18 protein-coding genes and 2 pseudogenes are annotated in these 22,558 nt (G+C 55.0%); 8 read left to right on the forward strand and 12 right to left on the reverse strand.

Going from position 1 to position 22,558, the window contains the following annotated elements; genetic code table 11:
• Nucleotides 1–13: 13 nt before the first annotated feature.
• Together proQ and ABU178_RS11250 are read right to left on the reverse strand one after the other, a co-directional pair.
• The gene (gene proQ, locus ABU178_RS11245; protein ID WP_397214810.1) at nt 14–703 is read right to left on the reverse strand and encodes an RNA chaperone ProQ; all 690 of its coding nucleotides are present in this window, start codon (nt 701–703) and stop codon (nt 14–16) included.
• Nucleotides 704–799: 96 nt separating this feature from the next.
• Entirely contained in the window at nt 800–1,300 is a 501-nt protein-coding gene (locus ABU178_RS11250; RefSeq protein WP_397214811.1) for a GAF domain-containing protein, read from the reverse strand.
• Nucleotides 1,301–1,536: 236 nt separating this feature from the next.
• Here ABU178_RS11250 and yebS point away from each other — a divergent pair, with 236 nt between their 5' ends.
• The 3 genes from yebS to rsmF all read left to right on the forward strand — a co-directional run bounded on the left by yebS (nt 1,537) and on the right by rsmF (nt 6,894).
• Nucleotides 1,537–2,781, forward strand: coding sequence for a membrane integrity lipid transport subunit YebS (gene yebS / locus ABU178_RS11255; protein ID WP_397214813.1), 1,245 nt, complete (start codon nt 1,537–1,539; stop codon nt 2,779–2,781).
• Nucleotides 2,750–5,389, forward strand: a complete 2,640-nt coding sequence (locus ABU178_RS11260) for a PqiB family protein (protein WP_397214815.1) — start codon at nt 2,750–2,752, stop codon at nt 5,387–5,389. The genes yebS and ABU178_RS11260 overlap by 32 nt, the downstream gene beginning before the upstream one ends.
• Nucleotides 5,390–5,466: 77 nt before the next feature.
• Nucleotides 5,467–6,894 (forward strand): 16S rRNA (cytosine(1407)-C(5))-methyltransferase RsmF, encoded by a 1,428-nt coding sequence (rsmF, locus tag ABU178_RS11265; RefSeq protein ID WP_397214817.1) that lies wholly within the window; start codon nt 5,467–5,469, stop codon nt 6,892–6,894.
• Between the two features lie 5 nt (nt 6,895–6,899).
• Here rsmF and ABU178_RS11270 read toward each other — a convergent pair whose 3' ends face one another.
• The 4 genes and pseudogenes from ABU178_RS11270 to hisD form a co-directional block, all read right to left on the reverse strand.
• Nucleotides 6,900–7,547: a metallophosphoesterase gene (locus ABU178_RS11270; protein ID WP_397214819.1), complete on the reverse strand. Its 648-nt coding sequence runs from the start codon at nt 7,545–7,547 to the stop codon at nt 6,900–6,902.
• 281 nt (nt 7,548–7,828) lie between these two features.
• Entirely contained in the window at nt 7,829–8,035 is a 207-nt protein-coding gene (locus ABU178_RS11275; RefSeq protein ID WP_397214821.1) for a hypothetical protein, read from the reverse strand.
• A gap of 2,105 nt (nt 8,036–10,140) precedes the next feature.
• Nucleotides 10,141–10,506: pseudogene (locus ABU178_RS20380) on the reverse strand (GntP family permease); the annotation flags it as partial.
• Nucleotides 10,507–10,610: 104 nt separating this feature from the next.
• The gene (gene hisD, locus ABU178_RS11285; protein WP_397214824.1) at nt 10,611–11,918 is read right to left on the reverse strand and encodes a histidinol dehydrogenase; all 1,308 of its coding nucleotides are present in this window, start codon (nt 11,916–11,918) and stop codon (nt 10,611–10,613) included.
• 184 nt (nt 11,919–12,102) lie between these two features.
• Here hisD and ABU178_RS11290 point away from each other — a divergent pair, with 184 nt between their 5' ends.
• Nucleotides 12,103–13,143 (forward strand): LacI family DNA-binding transcriptional regulator, encoded by a 1,041-nt coding sequence (locus ABU178_RS11290; RefSeq protein ID WP_397214826.1) that lies wholly within the window; start codon nt 12,103–12,105, stop codon nt 13,141–13,143.
• A 182-nt stretch (nt 13,144–13,325) separates the two neighbouring features.
• Nucleotides 13,326–14,537: a diguanylate phosphodiesterase gene (locus ABU178_RS11295; RefSeq protein WP_397214827.1), complete on the forward strand. Its 1,212-nt coding sequence runs from the start codon at nt 13,326–13,328 to the stop codon at nt 14,535–14,537.
• 731 nt (nt 14,538–15,268) lie between these two features.
• Here ABU178_RS11295 and ABU178_RS11300 read toward each other — a convergent pair.
• The 3 genes from ABU178_RS11300 to yobA are packed head-to-tail and all read right to left on the reverse strand — an operon-like array spanning nt 15,269 to nt 16,912.
• Nucleotides 15,269–15,610 (reverse strand): YebY family protein, encoded by a 342-nt coding sequence (locus ABU178_RS11300; RefSeq protein WP_397214828.1) that lies wholly within the window; start codon nt 15,608–15,610, stop codon nt 15,269–15,271.
• A 43-nt stretch (nt 15,611–15,653) separates the two neighbouring features.
• A complete protein-coding gene (gene copD, locus ABU178_RS11305) occupies nt 15,654–16,535 on the reverse strand; it encodes a copper homeostasis membrane protein CopD (protein WP_397214829.1) in 882 nt (293 codons plus the stop codon).
• Nucleotides 16,535–16,912: a CopC domain-containing protein YobA gene (yobA, locus tag ABU178_RS11310; protein ID WP_397214831.1), complete on the reverse strand. Its 378-nt coding sequence runs from the start codon at nt 16,910–16,912 to the stop codon at nt 16,535–16,537. The genes copD and yobA overlap by 1 nt, the downstream gene beginning before the upstream one ends.
• A gap of 151 nt (nt 16,913–17,063) precedes the next feature.
• Here yobA and ABU178_RS11315 point away from each other — a divergent pair, with 151 nt between their 5' ends.
• Together ABU178_RS11315 and exoX are read left to right on the forward strand one after the other, a co-directional pair.
• On the forward strand, nt 17,064–17,294 hold the full coding sequence (locus tag ABU178_RS11315) for a DNA polymerase III subunit theta (protein WP_312241304.1): 231 nt from the start codon (nt 17,064–17,066) through the stop codon (nt 17,292–17,294).
• Nucleotides 17,295–17,297: 3 nt separating this feature from the next.
• Complete coding sequence (exoX, locus tag ABU178_RS11320) at nt 17,298–17,969, forward strand: exodeoxyribonuclease X (RefSeq protein ID WP_397214833.1); 672 nt, start codon at nt 17,298–17,300, stop codon at nt 17,967–17,969.
• Here the strand turns inward: exoX and ABU178_RS11325 are convergent.
• A complete protein-coding gene (locus ABU178_RS11325) occupies nt 17,960–20,023 on the reverse strand; it encodes a prolyl oligopeptidase family serine peptidase (protein ID WP_397214835.1) in 2,064 nt (687 codons plus the stop codon). The genes exoX and ABU178_RS11325 overlap by 10 nt on opposite strands.
• Nucleotides 20,024–20,137: 114 nt before the next feature.
• A pseudogene (locus ABU178_RS11330) lies at nt 20,138–20,519 on the reverse strand (DUF533 domain-containing protein).
• A 163-nt stretch (nt 20,520–20,682) separates the two neighbouring features.
• Between ABU178_RS11330 and purT the strand changes: the two are divergent.
• Complete coding sequence (purT, locus tag ABU178_RS11335; protein ID WP_397214837.1) at nt 20,683–21,861, forward strand: formate-dependent phosphoribosylglycinamide formyltransferase; 1,179 nt, start codon at nt 20,683–20,685, stop codon at nt 21,859–21,861.
• A 38-nt stretch (nt 21,862–21,899) separates the two neighbouring features.
• Here purT and ABU178_RS11340 read toward each other — a convergent pair whose 3' ends face one another.
• Nucleotides 21,900–22,538 carry a bifunctional 4-hydroxy-2-oxoglutarate aldolase/2-dehydro-3-deoxy-phosphogluconate aldolase gene (locus ABU178_RS11340; RefSeq protein ID WP_397214839.1) on the reverse strand — a complete coding sequence of 213 codons (639 nt, stop codon included), beginning with the start codon at nt 22,536–22,538 and terminating at the stop codon, nt 21,900–21,902.
• Nucleotides 22,539–22,558 lie beyond the last annotated feature (20 nt).

Raw genomic sequence — 22,558 nt, forward strand, 5'->3', positions numbered from 1 at the left:
GTCAGCCTCCGTTTCAGAACTGCAAATGTTCTGCGCGCACAATCATTGCCATGCCGGAAGCGAGCTGTACCCGAACGCCGTCTTTGGAAACTTCCAGAACGGTGGCGTCCATCGCACTTTTGCCTGCTTTAACTTTAATATTCTGGCCGGGTTGCAAAGTTGAGGTATCAGTGATGGGTTTACGGGAAACCGGTTCAGGCTCCTGAGACGCAGCACGCGGCGCCTGAGGACGAGGTGCTTGAGCACGCGGTTGCGGTTTACGCACAGCATCGCCTTCTGCGGCTTTGCGCGGCGCGGGCTTACGTGCACGGCGTTCGCCGCTCTCTTCGCCTGCTTCACGCTTTTTCGCTCTTTGCTGCTCGCGCTGCGCCTGAACACGCGCTTTCGCCTCTTCCAGCTGCTTACGCGCATGCTCAACGTGTTGTTCATCCAACACGCCGCAGGCGTTGCCATCCAGATCGACGCGCGTCGCTCCCGCTTTGATACCGTAAAGGTAACGCCAGCTTGAGGTATAGAGGCGTAAAGCGGAACGCAGCTGCGTTTTGCTCAAACTCATTTCGCCCTGAACGCGCTCGACGAGATCCTGAAAGATACCGATTTTAAGCGGGCGCGCTTCACCCTCGGCGCTAAAGCAGTGAGGAAAACGTTCCGCCAGAAAGGCGATGACTTCTTTACTGCTGTTCAACTTAGGTTGATTTTCCATGAAATTTCCTGATTACAACGGGTTTGCCGACCAGTGCAGGCATGAACAGGCGACATTATAATGACAACATCGCTAAATGCCATGTGATCCAGTCGATTAGCTGCGCATCAGCTGAAGAAATTTTTCAATTTCGCTGTGCGCAAGCACTTCACAAAGCCCATCAGTAATAGTGACCAGCCCGGCTTCGTCATCGCTGTCGAAGCGATTATACACAGTGCTGTCGATATCCAGCACGCCCACCACAACGCCGTTCACTTTCAGCGGAATCACAATTTCTGCGTTACTGGCGGCATCGCAGGCGATATGGCCAGGAAACGCATGCACGTCGTCAACGCGCTGCACTTTCTCTTCCGCAACCGCCGTGCCGCATACGCCCTTGCCCACCGGAATACGCACGCAGGCAATTTTTCCCTGAAAAGGCCCCAGCACCAGCGTTTTCGGCTCGGTCAACAGATAAAAGCCCGCCCAGTTTACGCCTTCAAGACGTTCATACAGGAGTGCACTACAATTACCCAGCGCTGCGAGGAAAGAGGTTTCACCAGCCAGTAAAGCGCGCATATCGCGGTTTAAATCTTCATAAAAAGCTTTTTTGTTCATTGTTTAACCATAACCATTAACAGCAAGGACGCGTTGTCCCGTCGCTCGTTAAAATAAGCACTAAATATCCAGGGCCACAAGGTGAATCATTCTATTAGTTACTATACCCTTAACATCTTGTGGATCGGAAAACTGACGTCGCGCCGGAATTTTCCGGTAGATGACGCCCTGTTATTCCATTGCCAGTCGGATGCCAGGACTTATAACGTAAAAATGGGCCAATATTGCATCACCCTATGAAAATACACGCTATCAGCCAGGCGTTGCCCCACGCACGTTATCAGCGTTGTCCGCAATGCGATACCCTTTTTTCCTTACCGGATGTTAAAACGCACCAGGCGGCACATTGCCCACGCTGTTACGCGCAAATCATCAGCGGACGCGACTGGTCGATGACACGGCTCACGGCGATGGCCGTTACCCTGTTGGTGCTGATGCCCTTTGCTTTTTCGCTGCCGTTGGTGGATATCCGTTTGTTAGGAATGCGTATCAACGCCAGCCTGCTGGAAGGCATCATTCAGATGACGCAACAAGGGGATATCATCACCGCCTCGATGGTGGCCTTCTGCACCATCGGCGCGCCCGTAACACTTATCGTCGCCATCGGCTATCTCTGGATAGGCCGCCATCTTGGGATGAATCTGCGCCCGGTGCTGCTGTTGCTCGAACGGCTGAAAGAGTGGGTGATGCTTGATATTTATCTGGTCGGCATCGCCGTTGCGTCAATCAAGGTGCAGGATTACGCCACGCTCGAAGTGGGCTATGGTCTGGTTGCCTACGTGATGCTGGCACTTCTCAGCCTGTTGACGCTGATCCATCTTAATATGGAGCAGCTCTGGCTCCGTTTTTATCCGCAGCCGCTCCCTAACGTGTCGCCGGAAAAGTTTCGCGTCTGTCTTAACTGCCATCATACCGGATTGCCGGACAGCCGCGGCCGCTGCCCGCGCTGCCACACGCCGCTCTGGTTTCGTCGCCGTCACAGCCTGCAAAAATCCTGGGCGGCGCTGATCGCCTCGATCGTGCTGCTCATTCCCGCCAATCTGCTGCCGATTTCGGTGATTTACCTCAATGGCGCGCGCCAGGAAGATACCATTTTCTCCGGCATTCTCTCGCTCGCCTCCGGCAATATTCCGGTCGCGGCGGTGGTATTTATCGCCAGTATTCTGGTGCCCTTCACCAAAGTGCTGGTCATGCTGACCCTGCTGCTCAGCATTCACTTTAAGTGCGAACAGGGATTAAAAACACGCATTCGCCTGCTGCGCCTGGTGAGCTGGGTGGGCCGCTGGTCGATGCTCGATCTGTTTGTGATTTCGTTAACCATGTCGCTGGTGAATCGTGACCAGCTACTGGCTTTTACCATGGGACCTGCCGCCTTCTATTTTGGGTCGGCAGTGATCCTGACCATTATGGCCGTTGAGTGGCTGGATAGCCGCCTGATCTGGGATGCACATGCAACAGGAAACGCCGACTACACCGACTAGCGCTATCGTGCGAAACAAGCGCAGGATCTCTCCATTCTGGTTATTGCCGCTGATAGCCCTGCTGATTGCCGGCTGGCTACTCTGGACCAATTATCAGGAGCGGGGAACCACCGTTACCATCAATTTCCAGACGGCTGACGGGATCGTGCCGGGACGCACGCCGATTCGTTATCAGGGGGTTGAAGTCGGCACAGTGCAGGGGATTAATCTGAGCGACGATTACCGCGCCATTCAGATCAAAGCCAGCATTAAAAGCGATATGAAAGATGCGCTGCGCGACAATACCAAATTCTGGCTGGTGACGCCGAAAGCGTCGCTGGCAGGCGTATCGGGCCTGGATGCGCTGGTGGGCGGCAACTACATCGGCATGATGCCCGGCGACGGTAAGCCGCGCGAGAATTTTACCGCGCTGGATACCCAGCCCAAATACCGCGTCAATACCGGGGAGTTGTTGATTCATCTGCATGCACCCGATCTCGGCTCGCTCAGCACCGGTTCGCTGGTCTATTACCGCAAAATTCCGGTGGGTCGCGTCTATGATTTCAGCCTCAACAATGGCAGTGACGGCGTCACTATCGACGTGCTGATTGAGCGTCGCTTTACCAACCTGGTGAAAAAGCAGAGCCGTTTCTGGAACGTTTCCGGCGTGAATGCCGACGTCAGCCTGAGCGGCGCCAAAGTGGAGCTGGAGAGCCTGGCGGCGCTGGTTAACGGCGCTGTCGCCTTTGATTCGCCGGAAAACGGCGAACAGGCCACCAGCGAGCAAAACTTCAGCCTCTATCCCGATTTAGCGCACAGCCAGCGCGGCGTACTGATTACGCTCAACTTGCCCAACGGCGATAACCTCAAGGCGGGCCGCACGCCGTTAATGTACCAGGGGCTGGAGGTCGGCACGCTGACCAAACTGAACCTGAACGACGGTGGCAAAGTCACCGGTGAACTCACCATCAACCCTTCGGTCGTCAGCCTGATGCGCAGCAATACCCGCATTGAGATGCGCAGCCCGAAAGTGAGTCTGACGACGCCCAATATCAGCGGCTTGCTGACCGGCAATACGTTTGAGCTGATCCCTGGCGAAGGCCAGCCGCAGAACCATTTCACCGTGCTGGCGGCCGATGAGTCGCTGCTACAGAAACCTGACGTGCTAACGGTGAAGCTCACCGCGCCTGAAAGTTATGGCATTGATGCCGGTCAGCCGCTGATGCTTTATGGCATGCAGATTGGTCAGGTAATGGAGCGCCGACTTGATGAAAAAGGGGTGAATTTTGTGGTGGCGGTCAATCCGGAATATCGCCAGCTGGTGCATGCCGACAGTAAATTTATCGTTAACAGTCGACTGGATGTAAAATTTGGCCTCGACGGCATGCAGGTGCTGGGCGCCAGCGCCCGTGAATGGGTCGATGGCGGCATTCGTCTGGAGCCAGGCAAACAGGGCAACGTGAAGCCGTTCTATCCGCTTTATGCCGATGCAGAAAAAGCGGAGGAAGGCATTATCGGCGATAGTCCCTCCACCACCTTAACCCTGACGGCCAGCAGCCTGCCGGATATCCAGGCCGGATCGGTGGTGCTCTACCGTAAGTTCCAGGTTGGTGAGATTGTCGACGTCACGCCGCGCCCCAACGCGTTTGAGGTGGCAGTACATATCAAGCCGGAATACCGCAAGCTGCTGACCCCGGAAAGCGTGTTTTGGGCTGAAGGCGGCGCGAAAGTGCAGCTGAACGGCGGCGGACTGTCGGTGCAGGCTTCGCCGCTGAATCGGGCGCTGAAAGGCGCCATCAGCTTCGACAACATGCCGGGCGCGCAGCTGGCGAAGGGTGCGAAACGGGTGCTCTATCCGTCAGAAACCGCCGCGCGCGCGGTAGGCAGCCAGATTACCCTGCATACCTATGACGGCAGCAAGCTCTCCGCCGGTATGCCGATTCGCTATCTGGGGATCAATATCGGCCAGATTGAATCGCTGGCGCTGAGTCAGGATAAAAATCAGGTGGTGGCAAAAGCGGTGCTTTATCCTGAATATGAGCAGGATTTTGCCCGCAACGGTAGCCGTTTTTCCGTGGTCTCGCCGGAAATTTCCGCTGCTGGCGTGAACCATCTGGAGACGCTGCTGCAGCCTTATGTCAATGTCGATCCCGGCACTGGCCGCCCGTCACGCATGTTTGAATTGCAGGAATCGACCATTACCGATTCGCGCTACCTGAACGGGCTTAACATTTATGTTGATGCCAGCGAAGCAGGTTCGCTTTCTGTCGGCACGCCGGTGTTGTTCCGCGGCGTGGAGGTCGGGACCGTGACCGGCACCTCGCTCGGTACCATGGCCGATCGCGTGCAGATCGCCCTGCGCATCAGCAAAAGATATCAGCATCTGGTGCGGAACAACTCGGTGTTCTGGCTGGCTTCCGGCTATAACCTCGATTTCGGCCTGATTGGCGGCGTGGTGAAAACCGGCACCTTCCAGCAGTTCATTCGCGGCGGTATTCAGTTCGCCACGCCGCCGACCGTGCCGCTGGCGCCGCAAGCGACGCCCAACAAGCATTTCCTGTTGCAGGACGAAATGCCGAAAGAGTGGCGCAACTGGGGTACGGCGATTCCACAGCCGCCTCAATCTTAAGCGAAACGGGCAGCCTGGCTGCCCGTTTTTCATTAGCGTGGTACACTTCCCGCTTTGCGTTTACTGGATATCTCCCCGTGTCGGATTCCTCTTCCCTTTTTCCCGCTGATTTTCTGGCCTTAATGCGCGACATGCTGCCGGATGACGCCGATCTCAACCGATTTCTCGCCATCAGTCAGCAGCCGCTGCGCCGCAGTCTGCGCGTCAATACTCTGAAAATCAGCGTCGCCGATTTTCTTGCTCAAACCGCCCATTACGGCTGGCGCTTAACGCCGATCCCCTGGTGTGCCGAAGGTTTCTGGATCGATCGCGACGATGAATCTCTGCCGCTGGGCAGCATCGCAGAACACCTGAGCGGCCTGTTTTATATTCAGGAAGCCAGCTCGATGTTGCCGGTGAGCGCATTGTTTGCTGCCGCGCCCGATGCCATGACCGTGATGGATATGGCGGCCGCACCGGGTTCCAAAACCACCCAGATGGCTGCGCGTATGAATAACGGCGGCGTGATTCTGGCGAATGAGTTTTCATCCAGCCGGGTAAAGGTGCTGCATGCCAATATCAGCCGCTGCGGCGTGAGCAACAGTGCGCTGACCCACTTCGACGGTCGCGTGTTTGGCGCCGCCCTGCCGGAACAGTTTGAAGCGATTCTGCTTGATGCGCCCTGCTCGGGTGAAGGGGTTATCCGTAAAGATGCGGATGCGCTGCGCAACTGGACGCTGGAAAGCACTGCGGCGATCGCCGCTACGCAGCGCGAGCTGATCGATAACGCCTTTCATGCGCTGAAGCCGGGCGGCACGTTGGTTTACTCCACCTGTACGCTAAATCGCATAGAGAATCAGGACGTCATCGCCTGGCTGCTGGAGCGTTACCCTGATGCCGTCAGCATCAACCCGCTCGAAGGACTTTTTGCCGGTGCGCAGCAGGCGCTGACGCCGGAAGGCTTTTTGCATGTTTTCCCGCATATTTTTGACAGCGAAGGTTTTTTTGTCGCGCGCCTGCATAAAACCGCCTCGGTGGCGCCGCTGCCCGCTCCCGGTTACAAGGTCGGCAAGTTTCCTTTTACACCGGTCAGCCGCAAACTGAGCGCAGAAATCGCGCAGGCCGCCGCCGCGGTCAGCCTGGTGTGGGAGAGCAACCTGACGCTCTGGCAGCGTGATAAAGAGATTTGGCTTTTCCCGGCCGCCGTGGAGCCGATGCTGGGCAAGGTACGCTTTTCACGCATTGGCCTGAAGCTGGCGGAAACCTTCGCCAAAGGCTATCGCTGGCAGCATGAAGCGGTGATTGCGCTGGCGCGGCCCGATGAGAAGCTGGCGTTTGAGCTGAATGAAGCCGATGCAGAGGAGTGGTATCGCGGTCGGGATGTCTATCCGCACGCGTTGCCGTCTCGGGATGAAGCGCTAGTCACCTTTCGGCAGCAGCCGCTCGGGCTGGCGAAAAAGGTCGGTACGCGCCTGAAAAACAGCTACCCGCGCGAGCTGGTGCGTGACGGCAGGCTGTTCCGCTAAATCGCTTATTGCACCTGCACCATGGTCAGCCGGTTGCCGAATACTGCGCCGGTATCGATATAGTGCTGGTTGGCCACGTCAAACTGCTTTTCCAGCGGCGTATGGCCAAAAAAGAAGGCGTCCGCGCCGGTAATCTCTTCCCGATCGCCCTGCTGGTAGCGGGTGATGCGCTCGCGATTCCAGATCACGCGATGCCAGTCCACTTCCTGTCCCCAGGCATAGTGATCGGATGGATAATCAGCATGCGCCACAACAACGATGCCGCTGCTTAGCTGCAAATGCAACACCAGCGGCATCTCTTCGCAGCGCTTGAGCGCGTGGCGCGCGCTAATCAGCGCCACGCCTTTCAGCTGCCAGAACCAGGCGCCGCCGTTCATGACCCATCTCATCGGCTCATGTCCCGCCAGCGCATCCAGCGCCATCTCTTCATGATTTCCCCGCACACTGCGAAACCACGGTTCTTGCAGCAGTTGCAGACAGCCAAGGCTGTCCGGCCCACGATCGATAAGATCGCCTACCGCTACCAGCAGATCCTGCTGCTTATCGAAGCCATGCGCCAGCAACAGCGCGTCAAGCTGGCTGCGACAGCCATGCAGATCGCCCACCACCCAGATGTGTCGCCAGTTTTCGCCATTCAGATACTGATAGAGCATGTAACGCATCCATACAGTCGGTTGATTTGAGATTTAATAAAACAAAACTAGAGTATAGCCAGGCGAAATTTATCAGCGGAGGAGTAATGAACAGCCGGAAACAGTTTCTCAGAATGCTGGTGGTGCTTTTTATTGGCAGTCTGCTATTGCTGGAGTCTCTTGCCCGGCTGGTGCACATGCTGGTAGTGGGCTGACGCCCGTCAGATTATTTGCAAAAGGCCTCTGGTGCGCGCTGCCGCACAGGATAACCCTGTATAGATCCGATTGATTTCAGGAGGCGTTTATGAATAAGGCTCTCTTTTTTGCAAACAGGGGTTATCTCCATTCCTGTTTGTCAGCGAGTCGACAAGACATTTGCGAATGATCGCTGGCAGGCTGTTAAAGTCATGATATTTCACCGCGATTTCCTGCAAATCTTCCACTAATGCATCAATCTCCGTGACCGGGATGACCTCACAACCGGGCCGGAGATAGTAAATGTTGCTCATACGCTCAACCTCATAATGCAGACCGTTCGGTAAAATTTTACTGACGATATACTGCCCGCTGCAGAATTTTTCTATCGGTCATTAAACACCTCATCTGACCTCTTATTCCACGGTTAACCTGGCCGCCACGTTTACAAGCGATGCGCCTTTAAGCGCCTTCTGTATCGATAGTTAGTACTTGCATTAGCTCACTTTTGTTTGCGGGTAAATGCAAAAAGCGCAGCGGGATGAATGGGTTACCGGGAGATTCTGACTGAGCAGAAGTCACAGAACGAAAATCGGCACCAGGCAGATCGCTGAAACGGCAGCGTATTTATCCAAAAACGCTGCCGTCAGGTATGGAAGGCTATCTGGTAAAAAGCGTAAAGGTGTTGAAATAATAGGAGCCGGCAAACAGCACATAAGCCAGCCAGATCAAGATAAACAGAGTGAGTGAAAGCTTCGATGACATAATCATACCTCTCAGAAAAAGCGAACGGCTGATACGTTGAATGATTTTTCATTAGGGTAATAGCGGAACGCAACGAGGACATTGATCCAGAACAATTTACGTTTGGGTAAGCCAAAAAGCTGTGACGTACTGCCGATCAACTCTGCCTGACTTCTCTGCACAGTGGAAAAATCATCCTGCCAGAGCCAGATCGGTCAGCCGTTAATCCATGAAGATGCTTTAAGCCTCGCCTCCAGGCATTTTGCGCATAGCCATCGGCCGATCGCCGTTTTCGACGCGGCCGATGCTTTCTGTAGTGCAGAGAAAGCGCGTCCATGTCATACCGTCAAAGCAGGCCAAAAACTGAGAAAATAGCTGGATGTAAAGGCAATGCCGCGTTTTTGATGTGCTGTAAATTGTGGAAAATTGGAGAGATTTTTCTCAAGATATATTTTATATTCTTGGTTCAGGCTCTGCCTGAAAATCATGAGGAAACTTTCGCCGCATTCTCAGAACTGACCCGTTCTGTATGTATGCGGTTTTTTTTGTCTGTTGATCGCTAACGCGCGCCTGCAAAATGCCCGTTCTGAGCCTGCGGACCTTCAGACGACTTTTGTTGCCTGAAGGTCCGCGCTATGCCTGTTTGCTGTTACACAATACCGGTGAGGTAGTAAACACCAATCACAAAAAAGGCCCCCAGCACTTTAAACAGGGTAATGCCCAGGATGGGTTTATAGGCCTCACGATGGGTCAGCCCGGTGACGGCCAGCAGGGTAATGATTGCGCCATTATGCGGAAGCGTATCCATGCCGCCCGCCGCCATCGAAGCCACGCGATGCATCACTTCCAGCGGGATGCCTGCGGTTTCCGCCAGCTCTTTAAAGCGATCCGCCATCGCCGCCAGCGCAATACTCATCCCGCCGGAGGAGGAACCGGTAATACCCGACAGAATATTGATGGTAATCGCCTGGTTGAGCAACGGATTGGGAATAGCTTTCAGAGCGTCGGCGACATGCACAAATCCCGGCAGCGCCGCGATAACGCCGCCAAACCCATATTCTGACGCGGTATTCAGCGCCGCCAGCATCGCTCCGCCTACCGCCGCCCTGCTGCCGTCGGCCAGTTTTCCTTTCAGGGTACGCCATGAAAAGATGAAAATAGTCAGGATGCCGCAGAGCAGCGCCGCCATTACCGCCCAGATCGCAATCATCTTTTTGACATCGCTGGTCATCGGCGCTTTCAGGCCGGGCAGATCAATCAGGAAACTCGGGCCGTAGCCGTGAGGGATTGCCCAGGTGAACAGCAGGTTGGCGATGCCCACAACCAGTAACGGCGAAATGGAGATCACCGGGTTTGGCAGGTTCAGGTTGTCGGGAGTGTCAGGCTCATTGTGCAGGTTTTTGCCATACTCTTCGCCGCGTCGTGTGGCTTTGGCGCGTAGCCAGCTGAGATAAATCATGCCGCCGCCCGCGACGAATGCAGAACCCAGCACGCCGAGCCAGGGCGCCGCCCAGGAGGTGGTGCCGTAAAAGGTGGTGGGGATGATGTTCTGGATCTGCGGCGAGCCAGGCAGCGCATCCATGGTAAAGGTAAAAGCGCCCAGCGCGATGGTGGCTGGCATCAGGCGTTTCGGGATATTGCTCTGACGAAACATCTCTGCCGCAAAGGGATAGACGGCAAAAACCACCACAAACAGGGAAACGCCGCCATAGGTCAATAGTGCGCAGACAAAGATAATAACCGGTATGGCTTTATCCTTGCCGATAATGCGGGTCACGGCACTGACAATCGATCGGGAAAATCCCGAGAACTCAATGAGCTTACCGAATACCGCGCCCAGCAAAAACACAGGAAAGTAGAGTTTTACAAACCCCACCATCTTATCCATAAAGATATCGCTGAAAACAGGGGCAACTGCCGAAGGCTGCGTGAGCAAAACCGCGCCCATTGCGGCAATCGGCGCGAACAGAATGACGCTGTAGCCGCGATAGGCGGCAAACATCAACAGCCCGAGAGCCAGAAGAGCAATCAACACGTCCATAGGGGAAATCCGTCAGAGTAGCGTTTGTCTCTTTCCGTCGAATCACAAACGCCAATGTTCTGGCGGGAGACGCATGCCGGTCTCCCGTTATTTGTTTTTATGGGTTATTCAGGGATACCTGCATAGGGCACATCTTTATGGCCGTAGCGGCGCACGCGAATGTTAGCCTGCTCACCGTGACCACTGAACCCTTCCAGTGCGCAGAGACGCGAACAGTATTCTCCGACACGGACAGAGGCTTCGTCGGTCAATACCTTTTGCCAGGTACAGGTTTTCAGGAATTTACCTACCCAAAGTCCACCGGTATAACGGGCGGCTTTTTTCGTCGGCAGCGTATGGTTGGTGCCGATCGCTTTGTCGCCGTAGGCCACGTTGGTGCGCGGTCCAAGGAAAAGCGCGCCGAAATTCTGCATTTTTTCAAGGAACCAGTCGGGATTCTGCGTCATCACCTGAACATGCTCGAACGCCAGCTCATTGGCGATTTTCAACATCTCGTCATCATTTTCCGCAACGATCACTTCGCCATATCTCGCCCATGACTGGCTTGCCACCGGCGCAGTGGGGAGAATTTGCAACAGTCGTTCAATTTCAGCCAGGGTGTCGCGCGCAAGCTGCTCAGAAGTGGTCAGCAGAATGGCTGGCGAATCGGGGCCGTGCTCAGCCTGTCCCAGCAGGTCGGTGGCGCAGATCTCGCCGTCTACGCTCTCATCGGCGATGACCAGGGTTTCCGTCGGACCGGCAAAGAGATCAATCCCTACCCGTCCGAAAAGCTGACGCTTGGCTTCGGCGACGAACGCGTTACCGGGACCGACCAGCATATCTACCGGCGCAATGCTTTCCGTGCCCACCGCCATCGCAGCTACCGCCTGAATACCGCCGAGACAGTAAATCTCATCGGCACCCGCCATATGCTGGGCGACCACAATAGCTGGCGCCGGTTTGCCATTAAACGGCGGAGCGCAGGTTATCACGCGCGGCACGCCGGCCACCTTGGCGGTAATGATCGACATATGGGCCGAGGCCAGCAGAGGATACTTACCGCCCGGCACGTAGCAGCCCGCGGCGCTGACAGGAATATGCTTGTGGCCCAGAATCACGCCAGGCAAGGTTTCCACTTCCACATCTTTCATGCTGTCACGCTGATGTTGCGCAAAGTTGCGAACCTGCTCCTGCGCAAAGCGAATGTCGCTGATGTCGCGCTCGGAAAGCTGAGCATAACACTCAGCAATCTCCTCTTCGCTCAGACGATAATTTTCACGATCCAGCTTATCGAATTTCAGCGAAAGCTCGCGAACCGCCGCGTCTCCCCTGCTCTCCACGTCAGCCAGAATCTGCTCTACCGTCTCGCGTACAGCCTTGTCTTTCTCTTTAACTTCTTCCGGAGCCGCACCACGTTTCAACCATACCGCCATTTTCACTACCTCGCATAAATGTCACGAAAATGTTAATGCATTCGAATTCACTGCTATCCTGGCGCAAAAAAACGCGGTCGTGAACCATGAATGCATTCGAATGCAACATGGATCGCAAAATTCGTGACTTCAGCACTTCATGCTGCATAATGGCCTGCGCAAAAATCATTGTCGGAGGGATTTGATGACAGGTTCGGTTAAACGTCCGGTTACCAGCTACGATGTTGCCAGGCTGGCAGGCGTATCCCAGTCGGCGGTTTCCAGAGCCTTCACCGAAGGCGGTAAAATCTCCCCGGCGACGCGTGAAAAGGTGCGTCAGGCCGCTGCGGAGTTGGGCTATCGCCCCAGCTTTATCGCCCGCTCGCTGATTACCCGTCGCTCAAATCTGGTCGGCGTCGTGGTTCCCGGTCTGGTAAACCCCTTTTTTTCAGCGGTGCTGGATGCGCTTTCCAGAGAGCTAAACGCCATTGGCTATCGCGTTCTGCTTTTCTCAATGGGTCAGGATGATGATACCGATCCGCTGCTGGAAGAGATCCTGCGTCATCGTGTTGAAGCGCTGGTGCTGGTTTCCAGCAGCCTTTCCTCCCACTTTGCGCAGGAGTGTCAGGAGGCGGGGCTTCCTGTGCTGCTGCTGAACCGCAGAAACGACAGTGATTCGGTATCCAGCGTAACCAGTGACAATATCGCCGCCAGCGAAGCCATCGCCGATTTTCTTATTGCGGGTGGACATACGCGGATGGCCTTTATCGCCGGACGGGAAAGTTCCTCCACCAGTCGGGATCGGGAAACGGGCTTCACTTCCCGCTTACGTGAGAGAGGATTCACGACGCAATCTGCTGGCGGCTCCTGGTCTGTTGACGCCGCGATGGCGGCCACGAGAGAGCTGATGTCCTGTTCCGCTCCCCCTGATGCGATCTTCTGCGCCAACGATATGATCGCCATCGGTGCCCTGAACGTGGTGGCTGGTGAGATGAAGCTACAGCCGGGCAAGGATATTTCTGTCGTGGGATTTGATGATATCGCCATGGCAAGCTGGCCGCAGTTCAATCTCACCACCTGGATACAACCCCTGCCAGACATGATTTCACAGGCGATGTCTGTTCTGACGATGCAGCTTGAAAACTCAGCGACGCTGCCTGTACAGCATAAACTGAAAGGCAAACTGATTATCCGGGGAAGCACGCGAACCCCTGACGCCGGGGCAAGATTGCGTCACCAGGATTAATGATTTTCGCGCTGTCGGCTGTTGCTGTCTGCCTGTTTTGCCAACCACCAGGTTGGTTTGCATCAGAACGCCTGAGAAAGCAGAAATAAAACCATCGCGCCGATATCAGGACAGATCTGCACAACAGCATAAAAACTTCTGTTAATGTATGCGTCACAAAAGCAAAAAATCGGGAATACGCCATGTTGTCGACAATCATCTATCGCAGCCATCTTTCTGATGACGTTCCGGTAAAAACACTAGAAGATTTAGCCGTCAAGGCCAATAAGAACAACGAGTTATTTAACGTTACCGGCATTTTGCTTTTCAACGGAACCCATTTTTTTCAGGTGCTGGAAGGCCCGGAAGAGGCTGTTATCTCGATTTATGACGGTATATGTAGAGATCGCCGCCATCATAATCTGGTGGAACTGATGCGCGATTATGCACCATCCCGGCGGTTCGGTAACGTGGGGATGGAACTTTTCGATCTGAGAGAATATGACAAGGATTCCGTTCTTCAGGCGGTGCTTGATAAAGGCACGTCAAAATATCAGCTGACCTATGATGACAGAGCGCTTCAGTTTCTTCGCACCTTCGTTGAAGCGGGAGAAAAAGAAAACTATTTTGAAATCCCGCCGGCAAATGCCTGGGACTTCATCATGGACGAAGACGTGCAGTCGAAAGACGATACTGCCCTGCCCCCTTCCGGCGATTACAGTTTTGCCTTTCAGCCGATTATCGATCCCTTTTCGCGGCGGATTGTCTCGCTTGAAGCCCTGATGCGCAGTGCAAATGGCGATTCGCCACAGAACTATCTCAATCGTTTTCCCGGCGATGAAATTTACCAGGCCGATCTGAAATCGAAAAAGTTGGCCTTTGCGCTGGCAAAAGATCTGGGCATACAGGAACTGACGCTGTCGATAAAACTGTTTCCTATGTCGCTGGTCATGGTCCCTGATGCGGTAAGCTTCCTGCTGCAGGAGATTCAGGCAAACGGTCTGGTGCCTGAACAGGTCGTGGTTGAAGTTACAGAGAATGAAGTAATTTCCCGCATCGACGAGTTCGAATCCGCCATCAAGCAGTTGAAAGCGGCGGGGATCAGCCTGGCTATTGATGATTTTGGTGCCGGCTCCGCGGGTCTGCTGCTCCTGACGCGTTTCCAGCCCGATAAAATCAAAATTGACCGTAATATTATTTGCGATGTGCATAAAAGCGGTCCGAAACAGGCTATCGTTCACGCGATCATCAAGTGCTGTTCTTCAATGAAAATCACCGTGATTGCAGAGGGTGTAGAGAAGCCTGAAGAGTGGATGTGGCTTGAGGCGGCCGGGATTTTTAATTTCCAGGGATCGCTGTTTGCACAACCCAAACTGAACGGCATTCCCGTGGTGGCCTGGCCAGAATTGAAGTAGAGGGTTAGCGGTGATATTGCCTGAATCGTTAATGGTTCAGGCAAATCAAAAGAGGCAGCGATGCATATCCCTGTTACAACAACCATGAACACATCAAAGTGAAGTTAAATGGCCTGAGTCCGTACACGTTTTCATTACGGGTTGGCGCTACAGCATCAAGCGTGGCTTTACACAGCGCATCCTCTTTACCCGGCTTCGCTTTAAACACAGCAAGTAATTCAATCCCCTGAAAACATTTGAAAGATAAATGACTTTTAATCCGGTGTATCTGTCGATAGCCGCCAACCTGCGGATACGGGGTTAGCATCTTTTACATAAGGATTTCTGCCAGAGAGCATCATCAGTTTCACGCGCCATTGCGCCTTATGTGAAAACCTTTTGCGGCCAAATATGCAAGTCCTTAACAGAATTGGACAGGATGTTTTCGGGATCATTTCTGAAAATTGATAACTGGCGGATAACTATTTATATAAAACAACCGCATAAAAAAAGACCGAATACGATTCCTATATTCGGTCCAGGGAAATGGCTCTTTGAGAGCCGTGCGCTAAAAGTTGGCATTAATGCAGGCGATATCGCCTTGCATTTTAAGGGTAGAACAGAGCAGCAGATTTTCCAGCTAACCCCTTTCGGCGCTCAGAAAAGCTGCTCACTCTGTGATCGTTCTTGCAGAAATCTGTGACAGCGAGCGCAGCCACGCGGAACTGCGCTCCGACAAAAAAGCGAAGCGATTACTGGCCGCAAAGCGCCTGCGCGCGTTCAACAAAGGGCTGTAAGCTCATCTTCTGGCCCGGATGATCTTTATCGTCAATCTGGATCACGCTAATCGGCTGTGCATTGACCTGCTTCGCCTTCATACGCGCATCCGCTTTATCGTTCAGCGGATATTGCATCAGTGTGCTGGGATTTATAGCAAACAACGAGCCATCTTTTTCGCAGGTGAGCATCACCTCTTCGCGGTTAAACGCCCATTTCTCCTTGCCTATTTCGAAACGGCTGACGGTAATGATTTGTGCCGCCAGCGCATTGCCGCAGGCGGTTAACAACAGGAGTGCGGGGATCACTTTTTTCATCAAAATAAACACCTTCTGATTCGATCAAGAACAAATTGACTATTCAGGCTGGCGACAGCGTCGCAAACAGGCTGACCAGTCCGATAACACAGCTCGCTAACAGCAGCTCCAGCTGCGTCATGCGAATAAATTGCCGTTGCGCGCCCGCGCCGGCAAGACGGAAACGCGGCACCAGCCAGTAACGATTAATCAATGCGATCAATACCATAAACGCCACCAGCGCGATCTTCCACAGCAGCAGCGTGCTGTAGAGCGACTGGCCCGCCGGCAACGGCCATCCCACTATCAGCAGGCTGTTGATAACGCCGGTCAACAAGGTCAGCGCAACCGCCAGATGGCCATAGCGGGAAAAACGCATCATGGCGCGAATCGCGTCGGTGCGCCGATCGATGTTGCGCGCTTCCGCCATCAGCATCAGCAGCGGCAACAGTCCGCCAGCCCAGAAAGCGGCCGCCGTGAGATGTAACGCCTGGTTGATTTGCTGAAACAAGCCCGGCCAGCCGTCGCGCATGGCGGCATGACCGACGAAAGCCATGCCGATAAGCTGCAGCAGGCCGGTGAGCAATAACAGCTGCTGACGCAAACGGTTCTGTTTTATCACGCTCAGCGTGGCGGCGCAGGCAAACAGAATTTGCCAGCGCCAGACGGTGCCAAAGCGGGTCTGCAACACCGCCTGCCAGATATCCGCATCGGCAACATTGCGCCAGTCGCCGCTCATTAAACCGGTCTGCGCCGCCAGCATCGCCAGCGCGCTCAGCAGTGCCGCAATTGCGCTGCTGCGCATTATTGCTGCCAGCCGCTGCGCCAGCCTGTTGCGGTAACGGGCCGGAGCCAACAGAGCTGTATAGAAAGCGCTGCCTGTTAATAACATCACGGCGGCGAAATGTATGGCGCGCAGCAGGATCCAGATTGTGCTAAGGATCATCACTTCACGCTGAAATCGTAGTTTCCTTTGGTTTTATGGCCATCTACCGAGAGCACATGCCAGTTCACCTGATAATTGCCGGAAGGCAGCGGCTGAGTCAGCGGGACGATCAGCTGGTTATGCTGACGACCATTGCGCTGCACTTTCGCGGTGGGCATTGGCTGCTGCTGCGCATTGAGAATATCAACGCCGCTGAATGCCGGCTCGACATCTTCACTGAAAGTCAGCGTCAGGGCCTGCGGCGACGTTTCCATCATGGCTTTGGCGGCGGGGTACTGGGTTTTCAGGTGGGCATGTGCCAACGCAGAGTCACTGACCAGCAGCGCTGACGCCACAAACAACGAGGCGAGAACGCGGGAAAACGCGGTTTTCTTCATCGGAGCATCCTTATCACTGCAGCAGAAGCTGCAAACGTGGCGCAAGGATACGCCGCCGCTGAAAAGGTGTCGAGACTCTGGGTGCGATTCATACCCCTTGATCCGCGCGGGGGAAAACATTACTTTTGCCCCAGGTAATCAGGAGAAAAGCATGAGTCAAAACCTTGCCCTGCTGTCGCAAGAAGAGAAAGATAAAGTAAATGTGGAATTGGCCGCAGCGGGCGTGGCGTTTAAAGAGCGCTACAATATGCCGGTGGTGGCGGAGATTGTCGAAAGAGAGCAGCCGGAAGCGTTGCGCGACTGGTTTCGCCAGCGTCTGATGCACTATCGCCAGGCTTCCCTCGCCTTCTCTCGCCTGCCTTATGAACCCAAGCAGAAATAATCTATGTTACGCGTGATCGATACCGAAACCTGCGGATTACAGGGCGGCGTGGTGGAAGTGGCGTCGGTAGATGTGATTGACGGGCAGATCGTCAATCCGATGAGCGATCTGATCCTGCCCGATCGTCCTATCAGCCGCCAGGCTATGGCCGTACATCGCATTACCGAAGCGATGGTCGTGGGCAAACCCACGATTGAAGAAGCGATTGGCCGCTATCACGGCAGCGCCTGGTACGTGGCGCATAACGCCAGTTTTGATCGGCGCATGCTGCCGGAAATGCCGGGCGAATGGATCTGTACCATGACGCTGGCCCGCCAGCTCTGGCCCGGCATCAAATATGGCAATCAGGCGCTGCGTCACAGCCTGAAACTGGAGGTGACGCCGCCAGCGGATTTACATGCCCACCGCGCGCTGTATGACTGCTATGTGACCGCGGCTCTGCTGATTCGCATTATGGAAACCTCCGGCTGGGATGCGGCCAAAATGGCCTCGCTCACGCAGCCCGCCACCGCGCAAGGCGACATTCTGCCCTTTGGCAAGTATCGCGGCCAGCCGGTAGCGGCCATCGCCAAAAAAGATCCCCGCTATCTGCTCTGGATGCTGGAGAACGTACGCGATTTACGCCCGCCATTACGGCAGGCGCTGCGTAAATATCTCAAGGATATTCAGTTGTAATGGTGTCCAGGCAGGCTGCCCTGCGTCAGCGCGATCAGGAAAGTCAGTTCAAGCGCCACGCCTTCATAGGATTTAAAGCGTCCTGACTTCCCGCCGTGCCCGGAATCCATGTCGGTACAGAGCAGCAGCAAGTTCTGGTCGGTTTTCAGCTCTCGCAGTTTGGCCACCCATTTCGCCGGTTCCCAGTACTGCACCTGAGAATCGTGCAGGCCGGTGGTGACCAGCATATGGGGATAGGCTTTGGCTTCCACGTTGTCAAACGGGCTGTACTGCTTGATATAGTGGTAATAAGCTTCGTTAGCCGGGTTTCCCCACTCATCATACTCCCCGGTCGTGAGTGGAATGCTCTCGTCCAGCATGGTCGTTACCACATCGACAAAAGGCACCTGCGCGATGACGCCCTTAAAGCGCTCCGGCGCCATATTGATCACCCCGCCCATCAGCAGGCCACCGGCGCTGCCGCCCATGGCATAAAGCTGTTGCGGATCGCCGTAGCCCTGCTCCACCAGCGCATTGGTGACGTCGATAAAATCAGTGAAGCTGTTCATCTTGTTCATCAGACGACCGCCGTCATACCACTGCTGCCCCAGCTCGCCGCCGCCGCGCACGTGGACCAGCGCATAGATAAAGCCACGGTCGAGCAGGCTGAGACGGCTGGCGCTGAAATCGGCATCCATACTGCTGCCATAAGCACCATAGCCGTACACCAGCATCGGGTTTTTACCCGGCTGATAATGGCGGCGATGATAGACCAGCGAGACGGGCACTTCGGTGCCGTCGCTGACTTTAATCCACAGATGCTCGCTTTTATAATTCTCCGCGCTGAAGCCGTTTACCGGGCTCTGCTTCAGAATACGCCGCTCGCCGTTATCCATATCCAGTTCAAAAATGGTGGTCGGCATCGTCATGGAGGAGTAGCCGTAGCGCAGCTTGTTGCTCTCTGGCGTTGGGTTATAGGCGAGCCAGGTAACATAGGTAGGATCGTCGAAGGCGATCCCATAGGCTTCGCCGGTTTTGCGACAAATTTGTCGCAGGCTGGAGAGCCCACGCTGGCGCTCTTCAATCACCAGCCAGTCGCGGAAAATCTGGAAATCCTCCATCACCACATGGTCACGCGCAGGCACCAGGGTTTCCCAGCGGTTTTCCGCCAGCCAGGCGCTGCGGTAGAGGCCAAAATTTTTGCCGTCGCGATTGGAGCGGATATAGAAGTGATGATCGTAGTGGTCGAGACTGTACTCGTGATCTTTGCGACGCGGACAGAACACCTGTGGCTGCGCATCGGGATATTCCGCGTCAATTAACATGATTTCGCTGGTAGTGGTGCTGAACAGCGCAATCAAAATAAAGTGTTCGGAGGTGGTTTTATGGACGCTAAGGTGAAAGGTGTCATCTTCTTCTTCATAAACCAGCTCATCGTCATCCTGAGAGGTACCCAATTCATGCCGCCACACCTGATAGGGAAGCAGCGTTTTGTGATGCTTTAGCACGTAATAGATGGTGCGGGAATCGTTTGCCCAGGCAAAGCTGGGGGTGGCACAGCTCAGCACTTCCGGATACCAGCTACCGGTTTCCAGATTGCGAAAGCGGATGCCGTACTGACGACGTGAAAGAAAGTCTTCCGCCAGCGCCATGATGCGGTTATCGGGACTGATATCCAGCGCGCCCATGGTGTAGAACTCGCTATGGGAGGCGCGCTGGTTGGCATCCAGCAACAGCTGCCATTCGGTGTTGGGATCGGCATTATCCGGCTTGCGGTAATAGGCGGCATATTCGTTACCGGTGTCGTAACGGCTCTGATAACAGTAGCCGTTTTTACTGTAAGGCACCGACTGGTCGCGCTGCGGGATGCGATCGACAATCTCTTTCAGCACCCGATCCTGCAGCGCCTGCTGCGACGTCATCACCTTCTGACCGTACTCATTCTCTGCATGAAGATAGTCCAGCACCTCGCTGTTCTCACGCTCATCATCACGCAGCCAGTAATAGTTATCGACACGCGTGTCGCCATGCAGCGTCATGCTGTAAGGCACTTTTTTTGCTGTTGGTTTTTTCATTACGCTCGTCTCCCTGAATACAACGTCTTGTAAGGGTGGCATTTACCGGCCTTTAAGCCAAGCGTAAGCAAGAAATGAGCGGACCTGATGCCACCTCCCTGTGGCAAAAAAACCTTATTCTCCGGCGGGCAAACGCGCTTTCTCCTGGCGGATATCCTGTTCAATGCCCTCCCGCACATCCTGAGGAATTTTCAACGCGTCTCCCAGGGCGCTGAGATAGCTACGCTCCATAAAATGGTCAGGATCAATGGCAGCACAGCTGAGAAAATAGAGTTCCAGCGCCTCCTCTTCATTTTTCACGCCCGCCGCCAACAAGCAGCGCTTTCCCGCCATATTTCGTCAGTAGATTGCGCGTCGATTTACTGGCAATCAACATGCCTGCTAATCCACCCAGCGCGCCAGGCGCGAGCATCCCGCCCAGTGCTTCGCCATTTTGCTTACCGCTTCCGCTCTGGTTTGTCAGAACAGACTGAATTTGTTGCAGCCAGTTATTCATTGTTCACTCCTTTAACATTTCCGCTTTCTATCCTGCTGCAACAGGCGTCAAGAAGCGTCAGAGCGGGAAAAGTAAGGAAAACCCGCGAAGAAAGGGGCAAAAGATGAGAACGCAAACGTTTTCGTTTATACTGCGCGCGCTCTTTGACTGTTAAGGTGATTTTATGACGACTCTCGGAACTGCGCTGCGCCCTGCCGCAACGCGTGTCATGCTGTTAGGCTCAGGTGAATTAGGTAAGGAAGTCGCGCTGGAATGCCAGCGTCTCGGTGTGGAAGTGATTGCCGTGGATCGCTATGCCGATGCGCCTGCGATGCATGTCGCCCATCGCAGCCATGTGATTAATATGCTGGATGGCGATGCGCTGGCTGCCCTGATTGCTCAGGAAAAACCCGATTTTGTCGTGCCGGAAATCGAAGCTATCGCCACTGAAAAATTGGTTGAGCTGGAGCAGCAGGGACAGCGTGTCGTGCCCACCGCACGCGCCGCGCGCCTGACCATGAACCGTGAAGGCATTCGCCGTCTGGCGGCGGAAGAGCTGGCGCTGCCGACCTCAAGCTACCGTTTTGCTGACAGCAAAGAGAATTTCGTTGCCGCCGCCGAAGCGATCGGTTTTCCCTGCATCGTCAAGCCGGTGATGAGTTCTTCCGGCAAGGGGCAGAGCTTTATCCGTAGCGCCAGCCAGCTGGATCAGGCGTGGGAGTATGCCCAACAGGGCGGCCGCGCTGGCGCCGGACGAGTGATTGTGGAAGGCGTAGTAAAATTTGATTTTGAGATCACGCTGCTGACTATCAGCGCCGTTGACGGCATCCACTTCTGTGCGCCGATTGGTCATCGTCAGGAAGATGGCGATTACCGAGAATCCTGGCAGCCGCAGCAGATGAGCGCGCTGGCGCTGGAGCGGGCCCAGGCGATTTCACAGCAGGTGGTGAAAGCGCTGGGCGGTTACGGTCTGTTTGGCGTTGAGCTGTTTGTCTGCGGTGATGAGGTCATTTTCAGCGAGGTGTCGCCGCGCCCGCATGATACCGGCATGGTCACGCTGATTTCGCAGGATCTCTCTGAGTTTGCCCTGCACGTGCGCGCTTTCCTCGGCCTGCCGGTTGGCGGGATTCGCCAGTATGGCCCGGCCGCCTCAGCGGTGATTTTGCCGCAGCTCACCAGCCAGAATGTGCAGTTTGTTAATGTTGAAGCGGCGCTGGGCGCCGGATTGCAGCTGCGCCTGTTTGGTAAGCCAGAAATCGCCGGAACGCGCCGTCTGGGCGTGGCGCTGGCGACCGGTGAATCCACCGATGAAGCCGTTGCGCGCGCGATCGCCAGCGCAGCGGCGGTCACGGTTCAGGGTTAACGCTTATGCGGTGAGCAGCAGGCTCACCGCATCTCTGGTTACTTCGCCCCTTCCACCGCTTCGCGCGCCAGCCTGGTAATACGATCCCAGTCGCCAGCTTCCAATGCGTCATTCGGCACCAGCCAGGAGCCACCAATGCAGAGCACGCTTTTCAACGCCAGATAGTCACGGTAATTGTTGGGTGAAATACCGCCGGTCGGGCAGAAGCGAACCTGTGGGAACGGACCCGCAATCGCCTGTAGCGCTTTCACGCCGCCGTTGGCCTCTGCCGGGAAAAATTTAAACTCGCGCAGGCCATAATCCATACCGGTCATCAGTTCGGAAACGGTGCTGATGCCAGGGATCAATGGAACCGGCCCTTCCGTCGCCGCTTTCAGCAATGACTCCGTCACGCCGGGGCTGATAACAAACTGCGCGCCCGCTTCGGTCACTTCCTGTAGCTGCTGGGTATTGATCACCGTACCGGCGCCAACAATCGCCTCCGGCACCTCTTTGATCATCGCACGCAGCGCGTCCATCGCCACCGGCGTACGCAGCGTCACTTCCAGCACGCGCACGCCGCCCGCGACCAGCGCTTTCGCCATCGGTACCGCATGCTCCAGCTTATTCACCACGATTACCGGTACGACCGGACCGGTTGTGAGAATCTGCTCGGCACTCTGTTTCCAGTTTTTCATACTTCCCCTCTTTCTTCAGA

The sequence above is a fragment of the Pantoea osteomyelitidis genome (assembly GCF_044342975.1).
Taxonomy (GTDB): domain Bacteria; phylum Pseudomonadota; class Gammaproteobacteria; order Enterobacterales; family Enterobacteriaceae; genus Pantoea; species Pantoea osteomyelitidis.